At 71.4% G+C, this 26,285-nt stretch carries 18 protein-coding genes; 10 read left to right on the forward strand and 8 right to left on the reverse strand.

The features are described 5' to 3' along the window. The first annotated feature begins 13 nt into the window (after positions 1 to 13). Positions 14 to 511, forward strand: coding sequence for a gluconokinase (locus ACEVFP_RS10570; protein WP_374999421.1), 498 nt, complete (start codon positions 14 to 16; stop codon positions 509 to 511). Here ACEVFP_RS10570 and ACEVFP_RS10575 read toward each other — a convergent pair whose 3' ends face one another. Beyond that, entirely contained in the window at positions 512 to 1,687 is a 1,176-nt protein-coding gene (locus ACEVFP_RS10575) for a GAF domain-containing protein (protein WP_374999422.1), read from the reverse strand. A 102-nt stretch (positions 1,688 to 1,789) separates the two neighbouring features. Here ACEVFP_RS10575 and ACEVFP_RS10580 point away from each other — a divergent pair, with 102 nt between their 5' ends. The 5 genes from ACEVFP_RS10580 to ACEVFP_RS10600 all read left to right on the forward strand — a co-directional run bounded on the left by ACEVFP_RS10580 (position 1,790) and on the right by ACEVFP_RS10600 (position 9,740). Then, positions 1,790 to 3,613, forward strand: coding sequence for a flavin-containing monooxygenase (locus ACEVFP_RS10580; protein WP_374999423.1), 1,824 nt, complete (start codon positions 1,790 to 1,792; stop codon positions 3,611 to 3,613). A gap of 85 nt (positions 3,614 to 3,698) precedes the next feature. Beyond that, complete coding sequence (locus tag ACEVFP_RS10585; RefSeq protein ID WP_374999424.1) at positions 3,699 to 5,204, forward strand: aldehyde dehydrogenase family protein; 1,506 nt, start codon at positions 3,699 to 3,701, stop codon at positions 5,202 to 5,204. Next, positions 5,201 to 6,907, forward strand: coding sequence for a choline dehydrogenase (gene betA, locus ACEVFP_RS10590; protein ID WP_374999425.1), 1,707 nt, complete (start codon positions 5,201 to 5,203; stop codon positions 6,905 to 6,907). Before ACEVFP_RS10585 ends, betA begins: the two co-directional genes overlap by 4 nt. A 230-nt stretch (positions 6,908 to 7,137) precedes the next feature. Then, positions 7,138 to 9,186, forward strand: a complete 2,049-nt coding sequence (gene betT / locus ACEVFP_RS10595) for a choline BCCT transporter BetT (protein WP_374999426.1) — start codon at positions 7,138 to 7,140, stop codon at positions 9,184 to 9,186. A gap of 89 nt (positions 9,187 to 9,275) precedes the next feature. Then, positions 9,276 to 9,740 (forward strand): DoxX family protein, encoded by a 465-nt coding sequence (locus tag ACEVFP_RS10600; protein ID WP_374999427.1) that lies wholly within the window; start codon positions 9,276 to 9,278, stop codon positions 9,738 to 9,740. On the opposite strand, the gene ACEVFP_RS10605 is transcribed toward ACEVFP_RS10600, so the two are convergent. Next, positions 9,713 to 11,389 (reverse strand): protein kinase, encoded by a 1,677-nt coding sequence (locus ACEVFP_RS10605; protein WP_374999428.1) that lies wholly within the window; start codon positions 11,387 to 11,389, stop codon positions 9,713 to 9,715. The two genes, ACEVFP_RS10600 and ACEVFP_RS10605, sit on opposite strands and share 28 nt — an antisense overlap. 7 nt (positions 11,390 to 11,396) lie before the next feature. Then, positions 11,397 to 12,464 (reverse strand): FhaA domain-containing protein, encoded by a 1,068-nt coding sequence (locus tag ACEVFP_RS10610; protein WP_374999429.1) that lies wholly within the window; start codon positions 12,462 to 12,464, stop codon positions 11,397 to 11,399. A 69-nt stretch (positions 12,465 to 12,533) separates the two neighbouring features. On the opposite strand from ACEVFP_RS10610, the gene ACEVFP_RS10615 reads away from it, so the two are divergent. Then, positions 12,534 to 13,265 carry a hypothetical protein gene (locus tag ACEVFP_RS10615; protein WP_374999430.1) on the forward strand — a complete coding sequence of 244 codons (732 nt, stop codon included), beginning with the start codon at positions 12,534 to 12,536 and terminating at the stop codon, positions 13,263 to 13,265. 66 nt (positions 13,266 to 13,331) lie between these two features. Here ACEVFP_RS10615 and recD read toward each other — a convergent pair whose 3' ends face one another. The 4 genes from recD to ACEVFP_RS10635 all read right to left on the reverse strand — a co-directional run bounded on the left by recD (position 13,332) and on the right by ACEVFP_RS10635 (position 23,243). Further along, a complete protein-coding gene (gene recD / locus ACEVFP_RS10620; protein WP_374999431.1) occupies positions 13,332 to 15,089 on the reverse strand; it encodes an exodeoxyribonuclease V subunit alpha in 1,758 nt (585 codons plus the stop codon). Then, the gene (locus ACEVFP_RS10625; RefSeq protein WP_374999432.1) at positions 15,086 to 18,409 is read right to left on the reverse strand and encodes a UvrD-helicase domain-containing protein; all 3,324 of its coding nucleotides are present in this window, start codon (positions 18,407 to 18,409) and stop codon (positions 15,086 to 15,088) included. The genes recD and ACEVFP_RS10625 overlap by 4 nt, the downstream gene beginning before the upstream one ends. Then, positions 18,406 to 21,654 carry an exodeoxyribonuclease V subunit gamma gene (gene recC / locus ACEVFP_RS10630; RefSeq protein ID WP_374999433.1) on the reverse strand — a complete coding sequence of 1,083 codons (3,249 nt, stop codon included), beginning with the start codon at positions 21,652 to 21,654 and terminating at the stop codon, positions 18,406 to 18,408. The genes ACEVFP_RS10625 and recC overlap by 4 nt, the downstream gene beginning before the upstream one ends. A gap of 158 nt (positions 21,655 to 21,812) precedes the next feature. Next, positions 21,813 to 23,243, reverse strand: coding sequence for a S8 family serine peptidase (locus tag ACEVFP_RS10635; protein WP_374999434.1), 1,431 nt, complete (start codon positions 23,241 to 23,243; stop codon positions 21,813 to 21,815). A 158-nt stretch (positions 23,244 to 23,401) separates the two neighbouring features. On the opposite strand from ACEVFP_RS10635, the gene ACEVFP_RS10640 reads away from it, so the two are divergent. The 3 genes from ACEVFP_RS10640 to ACEVFP_RS10650 all read left to right on the forward strand — a co-directional run bounded on the left by ACEVFP_RS10640 (position 23,402) and on the right by ACEVFP_RS10650 (position 25,198). After that, on the forward strand, positions 23,402 to 23,857 hold the full coding sequence (locus tag ACEVFP_RS10640) for an aminoacyl-tRNA deacylase (RefSeq protein WP_374999435.1): 456 nt from the start codon (positions 23,402 to 23,404) through the stop codon (positions 23,855 to 23,857). Between the two features lie 69 nt (positions 23,858 to 23,926). Continuing rightward, positions 23,927 to 24,484 (forward strand): hypothetical protein, encoded by a 558-nt coding sequence (locus ACEVFP_RS10645; protein ID WP_374999436.1) that lies wholly within the window; start codon positions 23,927 to 23,929, stop codon positions 24,482 to 24,484. 45 nt (positions 24,485 to 24,529) lie between these two features. Further along, on the forward strand, positions 24,530 to 25,198 hold the full coding sequence (locus tag ACEVFP_RS10650; RefSeq protein WP_374999437.1) for a class I SAM-dependent methyltransferase: 669 nt from the start codon (positions 24,530 to 24,532) through the stop codon (positions 25,196 to 25,198). Here the strand turns inward: ACEVFP_RS10650 and ACEVFP_RS10655 are convergent. After that, the gene (locus ACEVFP_RS10655) at positions 25,184 to 26,284 is read right to left on the reverse strand and encodes a prenyltransferase (RefSeq protein ID WP_374999438.1); all 1,101 of its coding nucleotides are present in this window, start codon (positions 26,282 to 26,284) and stop codon (positions 25,184 to 25,186) included. The two genes, ACEVFP_RS10650 and ACEVFP_RS10655, sit on opposite strands and share 15 nt — an antisense overlap. Position 26,285: the final 1 nt, after the last annotated feature.

Here is a 26,285-nt window from a genome sequence, read left to right on the forward strand (position 1 = left end):
CCAGGTGGTGGCCATGGGTGTCTCGGGGACCGGCAAGACGGTCGTCGGCCGGGCCGTCGCCGAGGCGATGGGCTTTGAGTTCATCGAGGGCGACAAGCACCACCCGCAGGCCAACATCGACAAGATGTCCGCCGGCACCCCCCTGGACGACGACGACCGCCGCCCGTGGCTGGAGGAGCTCGCAGCCATCCTGCAGGAGAACCGCACACGCGGCACCGGATCAGTGCTCGCCTGCTCCTCACTCAAGCGGTCCTACCGCGACATCCTGCGCGGTGACGCGCCACCGGATGCCACGTTCTTCCTGCACCTCGACCTGCCCCAGGACATCCTGCTCAAGCGCATGCAGAGTCGCGAGCACTTCATGCCCGCCTCACTCCTGCAGTCACAGCTCGACACCCTGGAACCGCTGGGAGCCGACGAGCACGGCAGTGCACTCGACCACGACGACCCGCTCCCCCAGGTCGTGGACGATGCAGTCAAGCTCGTGCGCGAGGCCGGCCACACCGACTGATCACGGCAGGAAGCGGACCGACTCATCCAGCCGGTACGGACCCGTGGCGACAAGCGCCCCCAGGGTGCGGCGCATCCTGGAGATCTCGGCACGCACCGTCACCTCGTGACCGACATCGCCGAACACGGCGATGCTCAGCGCGCGGGCCGTGACCCCCTCGCGCCCCGCGGCTGCCAGGAGGCGCAGGATCTGCGCCCGCCTCCTGGTGAGCGGCACCCGCCACGGCACTCCCCCACGGCGGACCTCCAGCACCGGTGGCGCCCCGTCCTCGATACTCGCCTCGAGCGTCGAGTCCTGCTCCAGCCTGCGCAGCAGCCAGCCGTCACCGATCGGCTCGGGGACGCACAGCCCGACGCCCGGGACCATCTGGGCGACCGTGGCCGACGGCGCCCCGACACGATCGGGGGCACGGACACCGTTGGACTGCACCACCCAGCCATGGCCGTCGACGAGCAGGAGGGGGTCCCGCACCCCGGCGAGCACGGGCTCAGCACTACGCCGCAACCGTTCGTGGCGCTGCTGCAGGTGGTCCCACAACGTGGCCTGCGCCAGCCGCACCGCCATCTCCACCAACGCGGTGACCGCCGGGTGGAGCGTCAGGGCCGGACCGCTGATGTCGAAGATGCCGACCAGCTCGCCCGATGCGGGGTCGTGCACGGGCGAGGCGGTGCAGAACCACGGATGCTGATGCTGCTCGAAGTGCTCGGCGGAGAAGAGCTGGACGGGCGCACACTCCGCCAGCGCCGTGCCGATCGCGTTGGTGCCGACGCGCTCCTCGGTCCACGGCGCCCCCTCGGCGAACCCCAGGGTGTCCGCACGACGCCGGATACCGACCGACCCGCGTCGCCAGAGGATCACTCCGTCGGCGTCGGTCACCACCACCAGGAGCTGCGAGGCGTCGGCCGCCGCGGCCAGCGACCCGAACAGGCCCTCGACCACGTGCCGCAGCGGCGAGGACGCCCGACGTCGCTGCACCTCCGCCTCCGAGAGCGCCGTGCGCCGGCCCGAACCGTCGGGCGCGACCCCGGCCCCCAGCACACGCTGCCACGAGCGAGCCACGACCGGACGGGGCCTGCTGGCCGGCCGGACGCCGCTCAGCACCGCGTCGTGGACACGGCGCAGCTCATCGGCGTGGCGGCCGAGATCCACGCCAGGCTCGACGGCAGCGAAGGTCATGCCCCCACTGTGACGCCCGACACGTTGCAACAACGTGCAACGGTTCCACCTCGCGGCGGGACGCGGTGTGCTGGCAGTCCCATCGAGCCCGCAGGAGAGATCATGACCGAGCTGCTGGAACCGAACACCAGGCCCGCCCACACCGACCCCGGCACGCGGGTCGACAGCTGGCTGGCGAGCTTCGAGGACGCCATGAGCCGCGGCGACACCGCCGCGGCGTCCGCACTGTTCGCACCGACGAGCTTCTGGCGTGACCTCGTCGCGTTCACCTGGAACCTGACGACGGTCGAGAACCCCGACGGCGTCCGGGACCTGCTGGACGCCGTGCTGCCCGACCTCGCACCCCATGGCTTCTCGACCCTGGAGCCGCCGACCGAGACCGACGGGGTCATCGAGGCGTGGATCGCCTTCGAGACTGCGACCGGGCGTGGCAAGGGCCACCTGCGGCTCACCGACGAGGGCGCCTGGACCCTCCTGACCAGCCTGCGGGAGCTCAAGGGCCACGAGGAACCGATGAGCGAGCGCCGGCCCCGTGGCACCGAGCACGGCGTGGTACGCGGCCGCCGCTCGTGGAAGGAGCAGCGCGAGGCCGAGGCAGCAGCGCTCGGCCGCACCGAGCAGCCGTACGTCGTGGTCATCGGCGGTGGCCAGGGCGGCATCGCCCTGGGGGCCCGTCTGCGTCAGCTCGACGTGCCGGCCGTGGTGCTCGACAAGCACGACCGGCCCGGCGACCAGTGGCGCAGTCGCTACAAGAGCCTGTGCCTGCACGACCCGGTCTGGTACGACCACCTCCCCTACCTGCCGTTCCCGCAGAACTGGCCGGTGTTCGCCCCCAAGGACAAGATCGCCGACTGGCTGGAGATGTACACCACGGTGATGGAGGTGCCGTACTGGTCACGCTCCACCGTGACGTCGGCCCGTTGGGACGAGGCCGCCGAGCACTGGGACGTGGTGGTGGACCGTGACGGAGAGTCGCTCCTGCTGCACCCCCGCGAGCTCGTCTTCGCCACGGGCATGTCCGGCAAGCCCAACCTCCCCGACCTGCCGGGGATGGACGTGTTCACCGGCGACCAGCACCACTCCAGCCAGCACCCCGGCCCGGAGGCCTATCGCGGCAAGCGCGCCGTCGTGGTCGGCTCCAACAACTCCGCGCACGACATCTGCGGCGCCCTCTGGGAGAACGACGCCGACGTGACCATGGTGCAGCGGTCCTCGACACACGTCGTGAAGTCCGACTCACTCATGGACATCGGCCTGGGCGGCCTCTACTCCGAGCGGGCCGTGGCCAGTGGCATGACCACGGAGAAGGCCGACCTGACGTTCGCGTCCCTGCCGTACCGGATCATGCACGAGTTCCAGGTCCCGCTGTACGAGCAGATGGCCGAGCGGGACGCCGACTTCTACGCCCGCCTGGAGAAGGCCGGCTTCCGGCACGACTGGGGCGATGACGGCTCCGGACTGTTCATGAAGTACCTGCGGCGTGGATCCGGCTACTACATCGACGTCGGCGCCGCCGAGCTCGTCGCCGACGGAGAGGTCAAGCTCGCCCACGGCCAGGTCAGTCACCTGACGGAGGACTCCGTCGTGCTGGAGGACGGCACGGTGCTCCCGGCCGACCTCGTCGTCTACGCGACCGGCTACGGGTCCATGAACGGCTGGGTGGCCGACATCATCGACCAGGCGACGGCCGATCGTGTGGGCAAGGTGTGGGGGCTCGGCTCGGCCACCACCAAGGACCCCGGCCCGTGGGAGGGTGAGCAGCGCAACATGTGGAAGCCCACGCAGGTGCCTCACCTGTGGTTCCACGGTGGGAACCTGCACCAGTCCCGGCACTATTCCCTGTATCTCGCGCTGCAGCTGAAGGCTCGCCACGCGGGCATCGACACACCCGTCTACGGGCTGCAGGACGTGCACCACACAGCCTGAGACCTCCCGGGGCCCCTCCGGATTGACGAGCGCTCTCCGTTCCGCTTGAGTCAGAACGCCTGCCCGTCATCCGGAGGAGCCCCCCATGTCCGACCTCTTCATCGCCGGAACCTGGCGCGACGCCTCCGACGGCGCCAGCCGGGAGATCCGCTGCCCCGCCGACGGCGCGCTCGTGCGCACCGTCCCCGAGGCCACGGCCGCTGACGCCGTCGATGCCGTCCGCGCGGCGCGCGATGCCTTCGACAACGGCCCCTGGCCGCGCACGCCGTCGCCCGAGCGCGCTGCCCTGCTGCACCGGCTGGCGGACCGGCTCACCGCCGAGCGGGAGGACGTGGCCCGGCTGGAGGCGCTCGACACCGGCAAGCGGATGGTCGAGGCCCGCATCGACATGGACGACATCATCGGCGTCTTCCGGCACTTCGCCTCGCTCGCCCAGGCCGACGCGGGGCGCGTCGTCGACCCGGGGGTGCCGGGGGTCGCCAGTCGCGTCGTGCACGAGCCGGTGGGCGTGTGCTCCCTCATCACGCCGTGGAACTTCCCCTTCTTGCAGACCTCGTGGAAGGTGGCCCCTGCGCTCGCCGCCGGGTGCACGTTCGTGCTGAAGCCGAGCGAGCTCACCCCGTCCACCGCTGTCTGGCTGGTACGGACCCTCGCCGAGGAGGGCCTGCCCGACGGGGTCGCGAACCTCGTCCTCGGCGCGGGCGACCGGGTGGGCCCGACCCTCACCGAGGCCCCGGAGGTGGACCTCGTCTCCTTCACCGGAGGGCTCGTGACCGGCCGGCGGATCATGGCGTCGGCCGCACCGACGGTCAAGAAGATCGCCCTGGAGCTGGGCGGCAAGAACCCCAACATCGTCTTCGCCGACGCCGACCGCGAGGCCGCGCTCGACAACGCCCTCACTGCCGCCTTCCTCGACTCCGGCCAGGTCTGCTCCGCGGGGACACGCCTCATCATCGAGGACTCCATCCACGAGGAGTTCGTCGACGAGCTGGTCGAGCGGGCCGGACGCATCCGTCTCGGCGGGCCCGACGACCCCGACGCGCAGACCGGCCCCCTCATCAGCGCGGCACACCGTGAGAAGGTCGAGGCGTACGTCGCGGCCGGTGTGGCCGAGGGAGCGGTGCTGCGGGTCGGTGGACAGCGACCGAGCGGCCCCGGCCTCGAGGACGGCTTCTACTACCCGCCCACGATCCTGGACGGCTGCAGCGCCGACATGTCCTGCGTCCAGGACGAGTCGTTCGGGCCGGTGCTCACCGTCGAGCGGTTCACCGGCGAGGACCCCGAGGCCCTGGAGGAGGCGGCAGTCTCCATCGCCAACGACACGATCTACGGCCTCGCCGGTGCCGTCTGGACGCGCGACGGCGGGCGAGCCGAACGCGTGGCCGCGCGTCTGAGGCACGGCACGATCTGGATCAACGACTACCACCCCTACGTCCCCCAGGCCGAGTGGGGCGGGTTCAAGCAGAGCGGCATCGGCCGCGAGCTCGGCCTCGCCGGACTCGAGGAGTACCGCGAGGCCAAGCACATCTGGCACAACACCCGACCCGCACCCTCAGGCTGGTGGGACGACACCGACAGGAGCTCGCAATGAAGCACTTCGACTACGTCATCGTCGGCGGCGGATCCGCCGGTTCAGCCATCGCCAACCGGCTCAGCTCGGACCCGAGCTCCAGCGTCCTGGTACTGGAGGCCGGACGTACCGACTTCCGGGTGGACCCGTTCATCCACATGCCCGCCGCCCTGCCCTTCCCGATCGGCAGCAGGTTCTACGACTGGAAGTACGAGTCGGATCCCGAGCCACACATGGGCGGGCGCCGCGTCTACCACGCCCGCGGCAAGGTGCTCGGCGGCTCCAGCTCCATCAACGGAATGATCTTCCAGCGCGGCAACCCGCTGGACTACGAGCGCTGGGCGGGCGACCCCGGCATGGAGCAATGGGACTACGCCCACGTCCTGCCCTACTTCAAGCGCATGGAGACCTGCCTGGCCGGCGCCGACGCTTGGCGTGGTGGGTCCGGGCCGCTCAAGCTCAGCCGCGGACCGGCCACCGACCCGCTGTTCGGCGCCTTCCTCGAGGCCACCGAGCAGGCCGGCCACCCACGCACCGACGACGTCAACGGGTACCGGCAGGAGGGCTTTGCACCGTTCGACCGCAACGTCCACCGTGGCCGTCGGCTCAGCGCGGCCCGCGCCTACCTGCATCCGGTCAAGAACCGCAAGAACCTCACCATCCAGACGCGGGCGATGGTCACCGGCGTCCGCATGGACGGCACTCGCGCCGTCGGCGTCGACTACGTGCGCGGCGGTGGGTCTTCGGAGTCCGTCGGCGCCGGCGAGGTGATCCTGTGCGGTGGCGCCTTCAACTCCCCGCAGCTCCTGCAGCTTGCCGGCATCGGCAACCCCGAGCTCCTGGGCCACCTGGGCATCCGCTCGGTCGTCGACCTGCCCGGCGTCGGCGAGAACATGCAGGACCACCTCGAGGTCTACATCCAGCACGAGTGCAAGCAGCCCGTCTCGATCGGCCCGTGGTTCAACTACTGGAAGGCACCGCGCATCGGTGCCGAGTGGCTCTTCACCCGCTCCGGCGTCGGCGCGTCCAACCACTTCGAGGCGGGCGGGTTCATCCGCAGCAACGACGACGTCGCCTACCCCAACCTGATGTTCCACTTCCTGCCGATCGCCGTGCGCTACGACGGTTCGCAGACTGCCGCCGAGCACGGCTACCAGGTGCACATCGGACCGATGTACTCCGACGTGCGGGGGCATCTGCGCATCCGCTCCACCGACCCGTTCCAGCACCCGAGCCTGCTGTTCAACTACCTGTCCACCGAGAGCGACCGCCGCGAGTGGATCGAGATGATCCGCGCTGCCCGCGAGATCCTCGCGCAGCCCGCGTTCGAGGCGTTCGATGCCGGTGAGCTCTCCCCCGGCCCGGGCGTGGAGACCGACCAGGAGATCCTCGACTGGGTGGCCAAGGACGCCGAGACCGCCCTGCACCCCTCCTGCACCGCCAAGATGGGCACCGACGACCTGAGCGTCGTCGACCCGGGCAGCATGAAGGTCCACGGCACGCAGGGCCTGCGCGTGGTGGATGCCTCGGTCTTCCCCTACATCACCAACGGCAACATCTACGCCCCGACGATGATGGTGGCCGAGAAGGCCGCCGACCTCATCGCCGGCAACACGCCATTGGCTCCCGTGTCGGTGCCGTTCTACCGGCACGGCACCGACACGCCGCTGTGGCCAGAGGGCGATCCCCGCAACGACGCCGCGCCGGGCACCGTGCACACCTGACCCTCCTGCTGGGTCATCTGGCCGCCACGGCCGGCACCCCCGCGGTGTCCTCTGCCCGCCCGCGGCCCGGCACCCCGGCGCTGTCCTTTGCCCACCCACGGCCCCGCACCCCCCGCCGGCGCTGTCCTTTGCCGCCCGTGGCCCGGCACCCCCGCCGGGCCATCTGGCCAAAGTGATTGCCGCCCCCGCCCCGCCGTACTACCTTCATGTCACCCTTCCGAGGAGAAACCGTGAGCGAATCCGCCACCGAACATCCAGCCAGCAGCAACGAGACCCAGGGGACGGCGTCGCGGGTCAACCTCGTGGTGCTGGTCGGCTCCAGCGCCGCCATCATCGCCATCACGGCCTGGGCACTGATCTCGCCGGACAGCGCCGACTCGGCGCTCGCCACGCTCGTCGGCTGGGCCACCGACTGGTTCGGCTGGTTCTACGTCCTGCTCGCCACCTCCGTGCTGGTCTTCGTCATCTTCATCGCCACGTCGCGCTTCGGACGGACCAAGCTCGGGCCGGAACACTCCCAGCCGGAGTTCAGCACGTTCGCCTGGGCATCGATGCTGTTCGCGGCCGGCATCGGCACCGACCTGATGTTCTTCGCCGTCGCCGAGCCGGTCACGCAGTTCCTGGCGCCACCCACCACGGAGCCGGGGTCCGTCGACGCCGCCCGCGAGGCCACCGTCTGGACGCTGTTCCACTACGGCATCACCGGGTGGGGCATGTACGCCCTCATGGGCATGGCGCTGGGGTACTTCGCCTACCGGATGGGACTACCGCTCGCCGTCCGCTCCGCCCTGCACCCGATCTTCGGACGCCGCGTGGAGGGCACGCTCGGTGACGCGGTCGACCTCGCAGCCATCCTCGGCACCATCTTCGGGGTCGCCACGACCCTGGGCATCGCCGTGGTGCAGCTCAACTTCGGCCTGAACATGCTCTTCGACGTGCCCATGGGGCTGTCGGCACAGATCGCACTCATCGTCCTCGGGATCGCCATGGCCACCCTGTCGGCGGTCTCCGGTGTCAACAAGGGCATCAAGTGGCTGTCCCAGGCCAACGTCATCCTCGCCCTCGTGCTCGCGGCGTGGATCCTGCTGACCGGACGGACGTCGCACCTGCTCAACGCCCTCGTGCTCAACATCGGCGACTTCGCCCGCCGGTTCCCCGACATGACGATGCAGACCTTCGCCTTCAACGACACCGGCACGTGGATGGCCGACTGGACCCTGTTCTTCTGGGCCTGGTGGATCGCCTGGGCTTCCTTCGTCGGCCTGTTCCTGGCCCGCATCTCCCGCGGGCGCACCATCCGGCAGTTCGTGGCGGGCACCCTCATCATCCCGTTCATGTACATCCTGATGTGGATCTCCATCTTCGGCAACGCATCCATCGACCTGATCCGCGAGGGCAACGTCGGCTTCGGTGAGCTGGCCATGAACGTGCCGGAGGAAGGCTTCTACTCCATGCTCGCGGAGTACCCGGCCTTCACGTTCATCGCCTCGATCGCAACATTCATCGGACTGCTGTTCTACGTCACGTCCGCGGACTCCGGCGCCCTGGTCATGGCCAACCTCTCCTCCCGGATGCGTGACGTCCACGCCGATGGCCCCCGGTGGCTGCGGATCTTCTGGGCCACCACCACCGGCGCCCTCACCATCGCCCTGCTGGCCATCGGCGGCATCGCCACGCTGCAGTCCGCGACGATCATCATGGGCGTCCCGTTCGCGATCGTCATGGTGCTCGTCATGATCGGCCTGTACAAGGCCCTGAGGGTCGAGGCCTTCATCGCCGACTCCCGGGCGGGCGTGATGCACGGCATGCTCTCCGGGCGCAGCACCCACGACCGACACGGCAGCGGACACTGGCAGGCCCGTCTGCGGCGGGTCATGTCCTTCCCGAGCCCGGAGAAGGTCGATGACTTCATGCACCGGGTCGCCGAACCCGCCCTGCGGGAGGTCTCGCACGAGCTCACGGAGGCCGGCGTGCACGCCTCGGTCGGCCCGATCACCGACGAGGAGGGCCTGCCGTGCATCGAGCTCACGGTGGAGGTGAGCGACGCGGTGCCGTTCCGCTACCGGATGAGCCGTCGCGAGGTGCCCATCCCCGTGTACAGCGGCAGCCTGGTTCCGCAGGGCGACGACTACTACGCCCGCCTCGAGGTTCACCTGCGCGAGGGTGGGCAGGGCTACGACGTCATGGGCTACACCCACGGCCAGATCATCGACGACGTGCTCGACGCCTACGAGAGCCACCTGGAGTTCCTGCGTCTGGAGGACGGCACGTCCCTGTGACGAACCTCTCCTGAGGAGATCCCCGGGAACGATTGCCGCCACCGGTGTCGTTCACCCGGGTGATCAAGTCTTCAACGAAGGGGGCCTCCATGCCGACCGTGCTGCACGCACTCACCACCCGTCCCAGGGCTGCGTCCGACGCCGGACTGCTCCTCGGTCGCACCGTGATCGGTCTGGTCTTCCTCGCCCACGGACTGCAGAAGGTCCGTGCCGGCATCGGCGCCACCGGCGAGGGGTTCGAGCAGATGGGGATCCCGGCACCGACCGTCTCGGCAGTCTTCCAGGCCACGCTCGAGGTGGCCGGGGGTGCGCTGCTCGTCGCCGGGGCACTCACCAGCATCGTCGGCGTGCTCCTGGCGGCCTCGATGGTCGGCGCCGCGTTCCTCGTGCACTCCGACGCCTTCTACGCCGCGGAGGGCGGCTGGGAGCTGGTCGGTGTGCTCGCGGCGACCTCGCTCCTGCTGGCACTCACCGGACCAGGGCGGTTCAGCGTGGACGCCATGCTGGCCCGGACCGGCCAGAGCGCTCAGAAGCCGCCAGCGACGGACGGGTAGACCACGAAGAGCACCCCGGCCAGACCAGCACCGGCCAGCAGCACCACGGACATCAGGATCCTGCCGACCCGGAGCCGCACACGCGTCACCGCGCGCCAGGTGAGCGCCACGACGGCCAGCGGCATGCACAGCCAGGCAACGGTCCAGCTCGACGCGTAGAGGTCGTGGGGCCGGTCGAGATCGAGACCTGCAGCCAGGGCCACCACGAGCAGCGCGTACCACGGGACCAGCATCGGCAACGAGCCCCGCAACGCGCCCCCGGCGGCCTGACGGATCGCGGCGCGGGCATCACGATCGAGCAGGCGCCCCGGCCGTGCCCACCCCACCGGCGGGCCGGCCAGACGTCCGCTGAACTGCTGCCACCGCAGCGCGAGGAAGAGCACGGCGATGCCGACGGCGAGCAGCCACCACGGCTGCGGGTCGATCATCAAGCCAGGAAGGTACTCCGGCGCCGGAGGAATGCTGGTGGTCGACCAGACCAGGCCGGGGATCAGTGCCACGAGGAAAGCACTGAGGCCGAGCCCGGCACCCAGCCGCTGCAGCCTGCTCCAGCGCGTCACGACCGGTGCCGATCCTGCCTCGGCCGTCGGGGACGCCGGTGCGGGACGAGGGTCCGGTGCGATCGCGGGCGCTGGTGCGGGGCGCGGACCCGGAGCAGGCCGGGTCTGGGCGACGGGCTCGATCTGCACCGACGAGAGCGCGTCGAGCATCTGCCCCACTGACGCGTACCGCTGGCTCGGGTCGATGGCCATGGCGCGCATGACGATCCCGGCGAGACCAGCACTGACGTAGGGGGCGTGCTCGCGTGGGTCGGGCCGCGGGCGTGTCCGGTGGGCCAGCAGCTGACTGGCCATCGTCCCCTCGAACGGTGGCCGACCGGTCAGGCACTCGTACAGCAGGCAGCCCACCGAGTAGATGTCGCTGCGCTGGTCTGCGCGGCCGTCGTACTGCTCGGGCGCCATGTAGTGCGGCGTACCGGCCACCGTCGCCGTCGCGTCCGACGCGGCGCGGGCGATGCCGAAGTCGACGATCTTCACTGCGCCCTCACCCGTCACGAGCACGTTGGCCGGCTTGATGTCCAGGTGCAGGATGTCGGCGCGGTGGCAGGCGGCGAGCCCCTCGAGCACACCCCGTGCGGCGATCACCGACCGCGGGCTCGGCCCGTGGGAGGCGAGCAGGTCACGCAACGACGTGCCCTCCACCAGCTCCATCACCAGGTGCGGGGTGATCTCGCCGTCACCGTCAGGCAGGTGCACGAGATCGTGCACTGTGACGACGTTCGGGTGACTGACACGTGCGAGCGTCGCCACCTCACGGGTGATGCGGCGCATCGCGCGAGGGTCGTCGGCCAGGAAGTGGGAGAAGCGCTTGATCGCCACCTCACGCTGCAGGTGTCGGTCCTGGGCGCGGAAGACCACCCCGTGGTTCCCCGCACCGATGCGCCCCCGCAGCTCGAAACGGGGCTCCCCCGCCACCCGGACCGTGGGCGCGTCGTCGCCGGCGTGCCCTCCGGGCGCTCTCTCGTCGTCCGGGTGCCCTCCGGGCGCTCTCTCGTCGTCCGGGTGCCCTCCGGGCGCTCTCTCGTCGTCCGGGTGCCCTCCGGGCACGGGGCGCAGCGGGTTCGTCGGTCGAGGGTCAGAGACGGGCATGACCCTCTCAGTGTCCCTGATGAGCCCTGATTCCCTCACGACGCACCGTTCCCCCCGCTCCGGGCGACGGGGTCTGCGTTGACACGGTCTCGACCGACACGACGACACGGACCCCCGCGAGGGCGATCACGGCCCCCGACGTGAGGGTCGTCCAGCTGCCCTGCTCGAGGTGCTCTCCGTCGATCATCGTGCCGTTGGTGCTGCCGACGTCGCTCGCCTGCCAGTGGCCAGCCCGCCAGCGGACCGCGACGTGCCGGGAGGAGACCTCTTGCTCGTCGAAGCGCAGCGGGCTGTCCCGCAGGCGTCCGAGAACCACCTCCTCGTGCTGGCCCAGCACCGCAACCTCCGCCCCACGCTCCAGCCGGAGTCGACTGCCGACCTCGACGGTCGGCGGTGAGAACGCCACCGTCTCGGGACCGGCCGAGGTCCGCCGCAGGGAGGTCACCGTCGCCGTGGCATCGTTGCTCGACGCGTCGGCGTCGACCACCTGGCCCACGCGGTCCCAGCCGAGCCAGGCCGGTCGATCCTCGTGCTGGTGCTCTGCGCAATCTCCTGCTCCGGCCTTCTCCGTCCTGGCCCCCTCAGTTCTGGGTGCCACCCCGAGCACACCCACGGGCTCACGACGTCGCGTGCCGCGTGCCGGTGGGATCCACCCGGCACGCAGGGCGGGATCCACCTCCACCGTGATGTCGATGCTCGACGGAAGGGCCCACCCTTCACGCTCGGCGTGGGTCCGATACAGCGCGGCTGCGTCGTCGCCGAGCCGATCCAGGTCCGCGTCCGGGTCCAGGCGCTCGAGGTCCTCCGGTGCCACCCGGACGGTGAGGTCGCTGAAGGCCAGGCGGTCGCCGCTGGGCATCACGACGTGCTGCGTCACCAGGGCCCGCGCGAACCGTCGCCGCAGCACCCCGTCCGAGGCCGTCGGGTAGGAGACGAGCTTGGCGGCCACCTCCGTCGCCGCGGCACGTTTGCTGTCGGCGCCGAAGATGCTCTGCGCGACCTTGAGTGCGAGCACGACCACGGCGACGAACAAGGCGATTCCGAGGAGGCTGGACAGAGTCGGGGTCAGGTTCATGGCATCATCGTCGGCGGCTTCGGCCTCGGGGTCGAGCCACGCCGGAACACGTTCCACGAAGGAGGCTTGATGCTGCGCATCGCCTGGACGTGTGGCGGGCACGCCGGGGACGAGACGATCGCCCCCGGCGGCAAGTTCGTCGTGGCGCGCCGGATGACGCTGCCGCAGGAGCGGCTGTTCACCCTCGAGCGTCTGGACGGCTCGACCTACCTGTTCCTGCGCCTGCCGTACGCGAGCGATCCGGCCCTGGTGCTCACTGCCACCGAGGGCCAGCCCGTGGTGTACCGAGGCCAACGCGCCAACGGAGCGATCGTCGAGCTGGTGAGCCCTGCGGGCCAGTCGAGCTCGCCCGAACCCAAGCAGCGCTTCTCACTGCCCGGTAGCGGGAGCCGCATCGAGCTGCGGTTCCCGGACCTGACGATCGGCCTGGACGTCGAGTTCGACGTCGCGCAGGCGCGGCCGGGCGGTTCCGGGACGGAGCAGCTTGGCGTCGCCTCGCTGCAGGGCGACGACGCGTGGCTCATCGCGGCGATCGCCGTGGCCCTGTCCCCGGAGCACGGGGTCGTGGCCCACGGTGACCTCAAGCGCGCCTTCGCCCAGTGGCGCGGCACCCAGGAGATGAGCGCGGGAAGCTTCGAGCGCAACGTCCTGCGCCCGGCCCTGGAGTCACGAGGCATCGAGCTCCCCGGCGCGCGGCTCAACAAGATCGTCTACCTCGTGCAGTGGTGCCGCCGCACCGCGGAGTTCCCCGAGCACGTGCTGGCCGAGGTCCGCCAACGTCTGGACGCGCCCCAGCCCTGAGCCTCAGTGACCCGACCAGGCACCGGCGTCCACGTGCGCGGCGACCATGCGGGGAGCACGTCGGGTTCAGTCGCGCGTGAGGAGCCCGGCGAGGCGGCGGGCGACGCCGCTGGCTCGCGCGGTGCGACGCTCGACGGCCTGCCGCACGACGTCGGGTGTCCCGACGACGGTGAGCGTGGAGCGGGTGCGGGTGACCGCGGTGTAGAGCAGCTCCCGCGTGAGCACGGCGGAGTCCTGCTCCGGCAGCAGCAAGGTGACGTGCTCGAACTCGCTGCCCTGGCTGCGGTGCACCGTGCTGGCGTAGGCGCTCTGTGCGAACGCGATACGAGCGGCCGACACGTCGCGCCCGGTGTCGAGGCGGACCACCAGGCGACCGTCCTCATCGAGCGTCACACCGACGTCACCGTTGTGCACGCCGAGGCTCGCGTCGTTGCGGGTGAGGAGGACCGGCCTTCCGGCGAACCACGGTCGGGCCGGATCCGGGAACGTGCGCACCTCCCGCTCCAGTCGCTCGTTCCACGTGCGCACACCCCACGGGCCGTCACGGTGCGCGCACAACATCCGGTGCTCGGCCAGCGCTGCCAGTCCGGCCTCGACATCACCGTCGGCGGCCGCCCGGGCGACGGCGCGAGCCTGGGACCGTGGCCGGTCGGCGACGACCGCGTCCAGCTCGTCGGGGTCCACGAACCTGACCGCCGGGTCGTCTGACTCCAGGAGATCGAGCGTCCGGTCGGCGTCACCGGCGACGATGGCGGCCGCGAGGTCACCGATCACGCCATGGAAGCGGTGACCGCTGGTCAGACGCGTGACGGCCGACGTGTCCGCGTCGGCGAGCCCGTCGATGACGTCACGCAGCACCGCTCCGGCCTCCACGGAGGCCAGCTGCTCGGCGTCACCGACCAGCACGAGCCGGCAGGTGGGTGAGACCGCCTGGACCAGACGCTCCATCATCAGTAGCGAGACCATGGACGTCTCGTCCACCACCACGACGTCGTGGCCGAGCTTCTGACCCGCATGGTGGCGAAAGGCTGTCCGGTGGTCTGGGCGGGGGCCGAGCAGGCGGTGCAGCGTCACCGCGTCCAGCGAGGTCAGCCAGGTGCGCTCGTCATCGGTGAAGACGTCCGCTGCGGCCGCACCGGCGATCGCCTCACGCATCCGGGCGGCGGCCTTGCCGGTGGGTGCCGCCAGACCGACCGTGAGCGGACGCTGTGCGGTGGGTTGGGCGGTGTGCTGGGCGGACAGTGCGGCGAGCAGGCGGGCGATCGTGGTGGTCTTGCCGGTGCCCGGGCCGCCGGTGACCACCGACGTCCAGCCGGTGGCCGCTCGCCGTGCCGCCTCGCGCTGCTCGGCGAAGGAGTCTCCTGCGAACAGCCGGTCCAGGTCCGCATCCAGGCGTGCCTCGTCGACGGCGGGCGGATCGGCCTCCAGACGGGCGGCGAGCCGCCGGCACAGCGAATGCTCCAGGTGGTGGTACCGGGCCAGGTGCAGCAGCGGCTCCTCGACGACGAGGACGCGGTCGTCCCCCTGCGAGAGCGGGCTCGCCGCGACGCGCGCCCACCAGTCGTCCCCCGGCCACTCGACCTGCGGCGCCTCACGCACCAGCTCGTCCACGGCCGCCCTCAGGTCGACGCAGGAGGAGCCGAGCCGCACGCCCCGCACCGCCAGGGCGAGAGCCAGCAGCACCGCGTCGTCGGACTCCCCCGCCAGGGCGCCGACCCGCCGGGCGACGTGGACGTCGGCCGCCGCGAGCACCTCCGCACGGTTCAGCTCGCCGAGCAGACCGGTGGCACCGTGCACCAGCTGGGCGTCATGCGCCTCTCTCATGCGTGCTCCTGTCCGTCGAGCAGGTCGCTGAGTCCGAGCACGAGTGCGGTCGGCGGACGCCACGCGAAGACGCCGTAGGGAGCCCCGGAGTCGTCGCGTGGAACGTCCGGGCCCGTCATGCCCCGCACGAACAGGTACAGCACTCCCCCGAGATGCTCGTCCGGGTGGTAGCCCGGCAGCCGCCACCGCAGGAACCGGTGCTGGGCGACGGTGTAGAGCATCGCCTGCAGCGGATAGGTGGTGTGCAGCATGGCCTCGGCGAGCCGGTCCGGGGCGTAGGCCGCGAGACCACCGTCGGAGCCTTCGAGCCGGTTGGTCTTGTGGTCGACGACGAGGGTGCGTGACTGCGGGGTGCGCATCAGCAGGTCGATGGACCCGTTGAGGTAGCCGTGCAAGGTGCGGCCGGCGAGGGTGGGGTCACGCAGGTCGGGTGCGAACGGGCGCAACGGGTCCTGCGGTGACAGCAGCGACTCCATGAGGTCGGCGACGTCGGCCAGCCTTCCCACGCCTTCGCGCTGCCCATGCTCGCTCCGTGCAGGCCCAGCTCTTGCGAGCCCAGCGTCGCCACCGGCCAGGGGCAGCTCGAACTCCAGCTCCCGCAGCGGCCTCAGGGCCAGCGCCTCGGCCAGGGTGAGGTCGTCGACGAGCGGTCCCATGGGCGTCCGCAGGGCGGCGGTGACCGCCGACGCCAGGACGCCGACGTCGACGTCCAGCGGCTGCCGTGCCAGCTGCTCGTCCACCTGCCGACGCACCTCGGCGGCCAGGTCCGAGACAGTGACGTCGACGTCCTCCAGCACGCCGTGCACGAGCGTGCCCAGTGCCGCACCACCGGCCAGATCGGCCCACGGTGACGGTCCGAGGTCCTGCGCCGTCGTGATCGTCTGGATCGGCTGCTCGTCCTGCGTACCCACGTCGGACGGCTCGCTGCCCACCGAGATCTCGTCGTCTCGCCGCACGAGCGAGCTGTAGGAGGTGCGCCGCCAGGTGAGGTCGACGTCGCGGGTGAGCGCACGAGCCACCAGGGGTGTCGCAGAGGTGTCGACGTCGGGCAGGGACCGCGGCTCAGTCAGCATCTGCTCCACGAGCGGCCCGCCACGCGCCTGCCACAGCCTGAGCCGGGCCACCGCCTCGACGTCCGAGGGGCGTCCCATCGTGTCCGGCACGGCTGGGTCGTCCGGGTCGGGCCGGAACAGCAGCCGGTGCAGTCCGGCACCGGTGCAGTCCCAGGAGGGTGCCCAGTGCATGACGAGCCGCGACTGGGCGCGGGTCATGGCCACGTACAGCAGGCGCAACGCCTCACCGGCCCGCTCCGACGACGCCTGGGCGGCGTGCTCCCTCCACGACGGTCCCCCACCGCCGACGTCGAGGCAACGCTCTCCGCCCGTGTGCAGCCGCAGGACGTCGCGCTCGGCGTCCCACCGGTTGAACAGGAAGGGGGCGTAGACCACGGGGTACTGCAGGCCCTTGCTGACGAACGTGGTGACGATCTGGACGGCGTCGGCGTCGCTGTCGAGCCGTCGGGCCCGGTCCGCTGCCTGGGCGCCGTCGGCTCGCCGGTCCAGCAGCCAGCGCAGCAACCCGGAGAGGCCGAGTCCACGCTCCCTGGCGGCGCGCTGCAGCACGTGGCCGACGTGCTCGAGGTCGGTGAGGAGCCTGCGTCCACCGACGAGCCCCAGAACCCGCTCCACGACCTTGGCGTCCCCCGTGAGTGCCTCGACGAGGCCCGCTGTCCCCCGCTCACGCTGCAGGTCCGCCAGGTCGCGCAGGTGCGCGGAGACGGCGTCGGTGAGAGCATCTCCCTCGGCATCGAGGCTGACGGCGTCATGTCCGAAGAACGGTCCGAGCGCGGCGGCGCGCACCAGGGCGCTGCGGTGCGGCGACTCCAGAGCGCTCAGCAGAGTGACCCAGTGCCGACCGGCCTCGCTGCGCAGCACGTCCGCCCCGCCGCCACGGACGGCAGGTACCCCGGCGACGAGCAGGGCGTCGTGGACGACGTCGGCATCGGCGTGCCGCTCGACCAGGACGGCGACGTCACCGGCCCCGAGCGGCCGGGGGCCGTCACCGTCGTCGTAGGTGGCGTCGCGGCTGATCAGGCCGGCGATCTCCGCGGCGAGGTCGGCTGCGATGCGCTCCCTGGCCATGGCGATGGGCACGTGCTTGCCCTCGCCGACGCGCGCGTCGGAGCGAGTGAGCGCACGCAGCCGGAACGGGGCGTCCCCGGCGGGGTCCACGAGCCGCGACCCTTGCAGCGCCGCACGCGCCGGCCGCACGACGATCTCGGGGTCACCCAGCTGGGTCCCCCGCAGGACGGCATCGACGGCGGCCACCAGCGGTGCGTCACTGCGATGGTTGAGGGCGAGGGTGCGTCGCACGTCGGCCTGCTTCGCCGCCCTCAGGTAGGTGTGGACGTCACCCCCACGGAAGCCGTAGATGGCCTGCTTGGGGTCGCCCACGAGCACGACGGTGGCGTGCCCGACGAAGGCCCGCTCCAGGATCTGCCACTGCACCGGGTCGGTGTCCTGGAACTCATCGACGAGCACGATGCGCCAGCGATCGCGCATGACCGTGCGAGCAGCCGATCCATCGGCCTGCAGTGCCTCGGCGAGCCGCTGCAGGAGGTCGTCGTAGGAGAGGGTGCGCGCGGCCAGCCGGCGCCGAGCCGACTCCTCGCGGACCGCTGCGGCGAAGCGTCGGCGCAGGTCCGGTTCGGAGTCCGGCTCGGCATCGGTGGGCAGCAGGACCGCGGCCGGGTCGCCCACGGCGCGGGTGCCGAGCATGTGCGCCTCCGCGGGACTGAACGGCGGCGCCTGTCCCCGACCGACGGCCTGCAGGTAGAGGTCGGCCACCACGTCCTCGACGATGTCGCCGTCGTCCTGCACGAGCGAGGACCCGGGCTCGACGTCACCGGCGGTGCCGAGGCTGCGCAGCACGGCGTGGCAGAACCCGTGTGTGGTGGTGATGGTGGCCTCGTCGAACCGCGCGACGGCTCGGCGGAGACGGCGGTGTCGCGCGGTCTGCTCGGCGTCGTCGGCGTCGAGCAGACCCGTGAGCAGGGCGTCGGCGCCGGGTGCCAGGCCCGAGGCGAGCACCTGCTCGGCCTCCACGAGCCGCTCGCGGACACGGTCCTTGAGCTCGGCACTGGCAGCGCGTCCGAAGGTGACCACCAGCAGGTCGTCGAGCTCAGCGACCCCTTCGGCGACGTACCGGGTGACGAGTGCGGCGATGGCCCACGTCTTGCCGGTGCCCGCACTGGCCTCCAGCAGCGTGGTGCCGCCTGCAGGCAGCGGATCGGCGATCCGGAACTCCTCGGGCGCGCTCATGCCCGCCCCAGCCTGTCGAGCAGGGGCGTCCACAGGCGCATCGCGTCGCGATCCATGCCGCGCACCATCAGGTCGGAGACCGTGCATCCCGACCCGAAGGCGAGCACGTGGTACGGGTCGACGTCCTCGCCGTCGATCCCCCTGTTCCGGTTGCCACCCCACTCCCAGCGCGCGGCGTCCTCCGCCGTCACGAGGTCGTGCTCGCGCAGCTGCTCGGCCACCACCTGGGAGGTCTTGACCGGCAACGGAAGCGCCATGGACGTGCCGGCGCTCCAGAGGTCGAGGAGCTCGGCGAGCAGCGCGACGGCCTCCTGCTGCTCCGGAGCAGCGATGTTCACCGTGCCGGGCGCAGCGCCACGTCCGCGACGTACCCGGCCCACCAGACGTGCTGGACGGCCCTCGCCAGTGGCGGCGAGCGCCAGCACGTCGACCCATGGCAGCAGCAGCTGGCGCCCCTTGAGCGTGGATGGAGTGACGGCCACGAGGACCCCGGGGTGGACGTCGCCCACCGTACCCACCACCCGCCGACCGTCCGGCAGCGTCACGTCGACGTCGATGCTGGCGGCGGTGCCTGTGCGCAACGGTGCGGCGACCTCGAACAGCCGGCCCACGAGCTCGCGCGAGGACGCCAGGGCGCCGTCGGCGAGCACACCCGGTGGCAGCAGGCCGCGCCGGCGCTCGTCCGCCTCGGCTTGCGGTCCGGTGACGCCGGCGAGGACGGACGCAAGGATCCGCTGGTGGAGCTGCCACTGCTGCAGGTGGTCCAGCGCCAGCGGGATGCCCTCATCCTGCGGGTCAGACTCGTACGGGAGCCTGACGTCCAGCCGGCCCTGCACGAAGAAGCGCACGGGGTGGCGGAGGAAGGATCGCAGGTCGTCCAGGGTGACGACCGTGTCACTGTGGGGCTCCAGCCGTTGCGGCAGGAAGCCCGGCTGAGGGACCGCGGGACGCACCGTGGCCCGGGCGCCGGCCAGGGCGGCGACGTCGAAGCTGAACGGCCGCTCCGGCACCAGGGCACCGGGCGTGAACGAGCGCGCATCAAAGGCCTGCAACGGGTGGCGGGTGATGACGTGGGCACGCACGTCACCGCGCACGCTGCGCTCGAGCTGGTCGAGCATCTCGCCCACCGGCGTGGCCGCCGGCAGGGGCCGTCCGGTGTGCTCGCTGGCACCGGTGTAGGTGATCACCAGGTGCTCGGTGGCCGACATCAGCGCGTCGAGGAACAGCTGCCGGTCCTCGCTGGCAGCATCGCGCTCCCCCGCGAGCCGGTGCCTGGCCAGGACGTCATCACCGAGTGGTGTGGGCGTGCGAGGGAAGACGTCAGCGTCCAGGCCCAGCAGGCAGACCGCACGATGCGGCACCGAGCGCATCGGCACCATGGTGCACACCGTGAGCGAGCCCGTGCGAAAGCTCGTGCGTGTGGGGCGGGCCGCGAAGACGTCCTCCAGCACGGCAGCCATCTCCACCACGGTGAGCTGCCCGTCGGCGTCGACGTCGAGACGGGCGAGCCTGCGCAGCACCTGCTCGCGCTGCCAGGCGTTACGGGGCGCGACGTCGGTGAGGGCGTCGACGCTGCGGCTGAGCAGCTCGACCCACTCTCCAAGGGGTCGGGTGTGCGCAGCCCCGAGCAGGTCGGCGAGCCGGGCCATGGCCTCGTGCACCCGGCCGACGAGGTCGACGCCCGTGCTGGCGAGGTCGTCCAGGGGCAGGATGCCGCCGAGCCGGTTGCCGCTACCGGGCTCGGTCACCACGCCCAGCGCCAGACGGTCCAGACCAACCTCCCACGTGTTCTGCGCCAGTCCTCCCAGGCCCCACGTGGAGCGGGCGTCGGCGTCGACCCCCCAGCGCACGGCTGTCGCGGCGGTCCAGTCCTCCAGCTGCTCGAGGTCGTCCTCGCTGAGGCCGAAACGACGTCGGACCGGAGCCAGGGCGAGCAGGTCCCGCACCTCGGCGGCGCTGGTGCGGCCCGCCGCGGCGATCGCCAGCACCCGCTGCAGGACCTCGGCCACCGGGTTCACGGCGGAGGCGGCGCGATCGGCGAGGCGGACACGCAGCTGGTGCCCGGGGTGCTCCGCGCCGTCGACGTCGTCAAGCCCGAATGCTGCCTGTACGAGCGGCGCGAACGTCTCGACGTCGGGGCACATGATGAGGATGTCGCGGGGCTCGAGGGTGGGGTCGTCCTCCAGCAGGCCGAGCACCACCTCGCGCAGGACGTCGACCTGCCGGGCGGGACCGTGGCAGGCGTGCACCTGCACGGATCGGTCTGCCGGATCCAGCGCGCGGTCGCCGCCCGGCGCATCGGCAGCGATGTCGCGCTGCAGGTGGCCCAGCAGCGTGGCCGGGCGTTCCGGGGCGCCGAGGTGCTCCAGCTGCGGGTTGCTGGGCAGCCGCAGCAGGGACTCATCGAGCTCGGCGGCGTCGCGCCCGCAGGAGGCGAGCAGTGCGTTGCCGTCCTCCGACTGCTTCCTCCTGGCTGCTTGCGGCAGCCACAGGTGGACGTCGCGGCCGCGGGCGAGCGCGTCGACGACGTCCAGCTCGGCGGCCGCCATCCTCGTGTGGCCGAAGAACGACAGCCGCGCCGGGAGTGCGAACCTGCTGGGGTCCTCGCGGAGGGCCTCGGCGGTGGCGGCGAGCCGCTGGTCGGGCGAGGGGTGAGCCTGGAGACGGTGCACCGCGCGGCGCCACACCTCGGCCTGCCATCGGCACGCCGCGGGCAGCTCGTGGCCCTCGCCGTCGGTGTCGTCGCCGTCCAGCCAGCCCTGCACCATCCACGGCCGCTGGACGGCGTAGCCGTGCAGGAGCGAGGCCGTGCGCCGGGCCGTGGTGTAGCGGCGACTGCGCCGCAGCGCCTCGTCGCGCTCGGGCAACCCGTGACCGACGTGCGTGGCGACGACGCTCAGCCAGTCCTCGTCGATGGCGTGCTCGAGGACGTCGAGCACCGTCCAGGCCAGCCGCCCGGGCGCCCAGGGATCGTCGAGCTCGCGGGCGTTGCCCTCCGCGCCGGTGAGCCCCGTCAGCAGGTGTGCCGGTCGCACGAGGTCGACGCCGGCGCAGATGCCGTCCTGGCGGCCGTCGGTGGCGCCGAGCCGATGGCTGAGGCTCTGGGCGAGCCAACGCTCCACCCCTGAGGCCCCGACCACCACGACGTCGCGCTCGAAAGGATCCTGCGGTGGCTGCTCCAGCAGGCCGGCCAGGCCATCGAGCAACGCGTCGGCGCGCTCGGCGCGATGGATCGTCAAGGGCACGGTCCGAACCTACGGCGTCGAGGGGACAGCTGTCCCCTGAGTGCCCCAGACGGTGCCCGCCGACTGTCCTGCTGAGCGTGCACGGCCAGCCGCTGCGGCGACCCGGGCCCGAGACCCGTCCCGAGACGCGTCGCCGGAGCGGCTGACCGTGGTCTGAGTCAGCGCACGGCCTCCACGGCGGCCACGACGTCCATCAGACCGTGGCCCTTGTCGAAGGACGTCCCGCCGACGTAGCCGGCACCGTCGGTGAACTTGTGCGCCGTCGACGTCAGCGCCTGCTCGACCTGCGCCGGTGTGGCGTTCGGGTTGGCCTGGAACAGCTGCGCGACCGCCCCGGCGACGTGCGGTGCGGCCATCGACGTGCCGCTGATCGTGTTGAACGTACCGATGTCCAGCGGTCCCGGTCCGTTCTTGAAGTCCAGGCCGGTGGTGCAGATCGGCAGCGTCGGACGGCAGGCCGAGGTGATGTCCTCACCGGGTGCCGACAGATCGGGCCAGGTGCTCCGGTCGCTCTGGTCGCCACGACTGGAGAAGGAGGAGACCTGGCCGTCGCGGGTGCCGGTGTCCTCGTCGTAGTAGGACGCCACGGAGATGATTCCGCCGGTGGGGTCCTGACCCGGCGGGTTGGTCAGGCTCTCGCTGCCATCGCCCCCGTCGTTGCCGGCGGCCCACACGGTGACGACGCCTTCCTCGGCCAAGGCACGCTGCAGCTTGACCGTGGTGGACTCAGGGTCGAACGCGCCACCACCGCTGGGGCCGTAGGAGTTGTTGGTGACCTTGATCGGGGGACACTCGTCGGCCGAGACACCGTCGCCGCACGGCCGCTCGTGGTTCTCCAGCACCCAGTTGAGGGCGGAGTCGGCACCGAGGATCAGCACGGCGACGCCGGTGGAGATGGAGACGAGGCTGGCGCCGGGTGCGGCCCCCTGGAGCTCCTCACCGTTGGTGAGGGTGGTCGGGCGCCCCACGGCGATGCCGGAGACGTGCGTGCCGTGTCCGCCGACCGACAGCGTGTCGGTGTCGAGGAAGTTCGGGACGCGCTGCACGTGACACAGCGCCTCGATGACCGGCAGGCAGACCGTCTTGAGGTTGGCCACGGTGGCGCCACGCAGGTACGGGTGAGTGGGGTCCACGCCGGAGTCGATGACCGCGACGCTCACGCCCTCGCCGGTCAGGGCGCGCCCCTGGTCGTCGGTGAGGTCGGCGGCGGCCTCAGCGCCGCGGGTGGCCTGGTTGGAGGTGTGCTGGTGGTACTCCACCGGCTGGTTGCCCTCGACGTAGGTGACGCCGTCTGCCTCACGTGCCTGCTGAATCTGCTTCTTGGTGCCGACGGCAGCCACGACACCGACGCGGTCGAAGCGTGTGACCTCTCGCATTCCGGCGTCCTGTACGGCCTGCTGGGCGTCTGCGGTGGTCTCGCCGTGGATCATCGCCACAGCCGGTGCCGACGCCGTCAGGCCGTCGAGCTGCTGGGCCAGGAACGGCTGGATACGGGCGGCGCCGTCCGGCTCGGCCTGCGCCGAGGTGCTTCCCAGCACCAGGGCCAGTGCGGCGCCGGCGACGGTCGCGGTCAGGAGAGGTCGTCTCATGGGTACCCCCAGGTCGATTCACTCCGCGAGGCGGAGTCTTGCCGTGCCCAACGAACGTGTGGCCCATCACGTTACGCACGAGTAACCGGACGACGATGCAGGCCCGTTCCCGATCACTCGACGGAGCAGCTCCTCCCACCCTCGGGCACGATGGCTCCATGGGAACCGAGCGTGCTGCCGCGGACGCCGCCGAACGCGGCCTGGAGATCGAAGTGGTGGAACGCGGTACCGCGTCGTCGCTGGAGGAGGCCGCGGCGCTGCAAGGAATCGAGCCCCGCGACATCGTGAAGACTCTCGTCGCCAAGCGCAGCGACGGCACCTTCCTGTTCGTGCTCGTGCCCGGCGACCGGCAGATCGCCTGGAAGAAGCTCCGGTCCGTGGTGGGCGTCAACAAGCTGCAGCTGCCCGATGCCGAGCAGGCCCTGGCCGCCACGGGCTACGAGCGTGGCACCATCACGCCGCTCGGCTCCACGACGGCCTGGCCGGTGGTGGCCGACGCTTCCATCACCGGCCGTCGGATCTCGATGGGCGCCGGTGACCACGGACACAGCCTGTGGGTGGACGCCGACGCCCTCGTCGAGTCGCTGCAGGCCACGGTCGCCGACATCACATGAGGACGGTGCCTCTCACCGCCCCCGGCCCGGCACCCCCGCCGCTGCGACGCCACCGGTAGCCTCGTCGCCGTGGCTCGGATACTCCCCCAGTTCGCCCGTTGGACGCCTGCCGCACTGGAGGTCCTGCGTGAGACGGCAGGACGCTACGGCGGCGTGATCACCACCTACCAGCTGGCCGATGAGGTCGTGAGCCGCACCGGCGTCGACAGCCCGACGCAGCGCCGCACCTGGATCGGCGACCTCGTGGAGATGATCGCCCTCGCCGCCGACCGTGGCGGCGATCCGCCCCTCGCGTCGTTGTGCGTCCAGCGCGACGGGACCGTGGGCGAGACCTACGCCCGGATCGTCGCCCTGACCAACGGCGTACAGGTCAGCGACGCCGAGCAGCGAGCGGCCGAGGACCGGCTCGCCTGCTACCGGGCACTCGCCGCGGACCTGCCCTCCGGCGGCGGATCCACCGAGCACCTCCTGCGCCGCCGCTCCGCCCCACGCTCCCGCGCTGCATCCCCGCCCCGAACCTCACGCAGCGCAGCGCCCACCAGGACGGCAGAGCGCACGAAGGCGGCCGTCTGCCCGACCTGCTTCACCGCCCTGCCCACCACGGGCCAGTGCGACTACTGCGGTTGACCACCACCTCTCCCCTGATGCGCACGGCACGGGCAGAGTAGTCCCATGGATCCGCAGATGCCCGCCGACCTGCTCGCCCATGCCCAGGCAGCCAAGGGCTTCATGCCGCACGACGAGGGAGCCCTCCTTCACCGGCTGGCGCGCGAGCGGCTCCCGCACGGTCCGGTGCTGGAGATCGGCACCTACTGCGGCAAGTCCGCGATCTACCTCGGCGCCGCAGCGCGGGAGGTCGGCGGCACCGTGCTGACGATCGATCACCACCGCGGGTCTGAGGAGAACCAGGCCGGCTGGGAGCACCACGACCCGTCCCTCGTCGACGACCAGCTGGGCCTGATGGACACCCTGCCGTTCTTTCGGAGGACACTCGCCCACGCAGGTCTGGAGGATCAGGTGAACGCCGTCGTGGGCCACTCGACCAGCATCGCCGAGTGGTGGCGCACCCCGGTCAGCCTGTTGTTCATCGACGGCGGTCACGCCGAGGTGCACGCCCAGAACGACTACACCGGCTTTGCCCCCTGGGTGGCCAGTGGAGGTGCCTTGGTGATCCACGACGTCTTCGAGCGGCCGGAGGACGGCGGGCAGGCGCCATTTCACGTGTGGCAGCGTGCCGTGCGCTCCGGCAGCTTCGAGCCACGCGAGAGCATCGGCTCGATGCGGGTGCTGACGCGCACGCGCGGAGACGCCGGAGAGCCGCTCGAGCTATCGGACGCGTGAGGCCGTCCGGCAGTCGCACTCCAGCGCGATCTCGTCGAGGGCGTCGGGGAACTCCACCCCGATCTCACGGCCGCTCATGACGCCGGCGCCGGGGGTGGTCCCCGTGAGCACGTCCCACGCGAGGATCACCGCCGCTGCCGTGAACGTGGAGTGCTCCTGCGGCCAGTTGACGTGCTCGGGGTAGACCAGCCCGGTCCAGTAGGCCCCCTCGTCGGTGCGCAGGTGCTGCATGTCCGCGAAGAGCCTCGCGGCACGATGGTCGTCGATCGCGGCCAGCGCCATGACCAGCTCACAGGTCTCGGCGCCAGTCACCCAGGGATTGGTGCTCACACAGCGCACTCCCAGTCCGTCGACCACGAAGGTCTCCCACTGGTCGGCCACCCTCGCCTCGGCTGCCTCACCGCGCACAGCACCGCCGAGCACCGGGTAGTACCAGTCCATCGAGTACGTGGACTTGTCCAGGAACCCTTCCCGGTGGTCGCGGAGCGCGTGTCCGAGGCGTGCACCGGCCATCTCCCAGTCCGGTTGCGGGTCGTCCATCAGCTCAGCGAGGGCGACACCGCACCGCAGGGCCTGGTAGATGCTCGAGCTGCCCGCGAGCAGGGCCCCGGCAACGGGCACCGTGCCAGGACCAGCGTCACCGGGCCCAGTGTCGGACCCGGCGGCACCCCACGCGCGTGACCACGCCACACCACCGAAGGGCAGCTGCATGCTGACGACGAGGTCCAGCGCGCGCCGCACCACGGGCCACATCCGCTCGACGAATGCGCGATCTCTACAGACGCGCCAGTGGTGCAGCACGCCGACCGCGAGGTAGGCCGTCATGTTCGACTCGGTGCTCGCGTCGTCGACCACTCCCTCGATGACGGTCATCGGCCAGGAACCATCCGGTCGCTGGGTCCGCATGCACCAGTCGTACGCCGCCATGGCGGCATCGTGGCGACCACCCACGACGAGTGCCATCGCGCACTCGACGTGGTCCCAGACATCTGTCCTGTCCCCCGTCGTCCAGGGGATGGCACCGTCCGGCTCCTGCATGGCGACGATGGCATCAGCCGTCTGTGCCACCTGCCTGTGGGTCAGCACA

The sequence above is a fragment of the Aeromicrobium sp. CTD01-1L150 genome (assembly GCF_041951745.1).
Lineage (GTDB): Bacteria > Actinomycetota > Actinomycetes > Propionibacteriales > Nocardioidaceae > Aeromicrobium.

Excerpts from the sequence above, each read along its gene's own strand:
- ACEVFP_RS10570 (WP_374999421.1), top strand. The coding sequence starts at position 14 with ATGGGTGTCTCGGGGACCGGCAAGACGGTCGTCGGCCGGGCCGTCGCC.
- ACEVFP_RS10575 (WP_374999422.1), bottom strand. The coding sequence starts at position 1,687 with ATGACCTTCGCTGCCGTCGAGCCTGGCGTGGATCTCGGCCGCCACGCC.
- ACEVFP_RS10580 (WP_374999423.1), top strand. The coding sequence starts at position 1,790 with ATGACCGAGCTGCTGGAACCGAACACCAGGCCCGCCCACACCGACCCC.
- ACEVFP_RS10585 (WP_374999424.1), top strand. The coding sequence starts at position 3,699 with ATGTCCGACCTCTTCATCGCCGGAACCTGGCGCGACGCCTCCGACGGC.
- betA (WP_374999425.1), top strand. The coding sequence starts at position 5,201 with ATGAAGCACTTCGACTACGTCATCGTCGGCGGCGGATCCGCCGGTTCA.
- ACEVFP_RS10600 (WP_374999427.1), top strand. The coding sequence starts at position 9,276 with ATGCCGACCGTGCTGCACGCACTCACCACCCGTCCCAGGGCTGCGTCC.
- ACEVFP_RS10605 (WP_374999428.1), bottom strand. The coding sequence starts at position 11,389 with ATGCCCGTCTCTGACCCTCGACCGACGAACCCGCTGCGCCCCGTGCCC.
- ACEVFP_RS10610 (WP_374999429.1), bottom strand. The coding sequence starts at position 12,464 with ATGAACCTGACCCCGACTCTGTCCAGCCTCCTCGGAATCGCCTTGTTC.
- ACEVFP_RS10615 (WP_374999430.1), top strand. The coding sequence starts at position 12,534 with ATGCTGCGCATCGCCTGGACGTGTGGCGGGCACGCCGGGGACGAGACG.
- recD (WP_374999431.1), bottom strand. The coding sequence starts at position 15,089 with ATGAGAGAGGCGCATGACGCCCAGCTGGTGCACGGTGCCACCGGTCTG.
- ACEVFP_RS10625 (WP_374999432.1), bottom strand. The coding sequence starts at position 18,409 with ATGAGCGCGCCCGAGGAGTTCCGGATCGCCGATCCGCTGCCTGCAGGC.
- ACEVFP_RS10635 (WP_374999434.1), bottom strand. The coding sequence starts at position 23,243 with ATGAGACGACCTCTCCTGACCGCGACCGTCGCCGGCGCCGCACTGGCC.
- ACEVFP_RS10640 (WP_374999435.1), top strand. The coding sequence starts at position 23,402 with ATGGGAACCGAGCGTGCTGCCGCGGACGCCGCCGAACGCGGCCTGGAG.
- ACEVFP_RS10650 (WP_374999437.1), top strand. The coding sequence starts at position 24,530 with ATGGATCCGCAGATGCCCGCCGACCTGCTCGCCCATGCCCAGGCAGCC.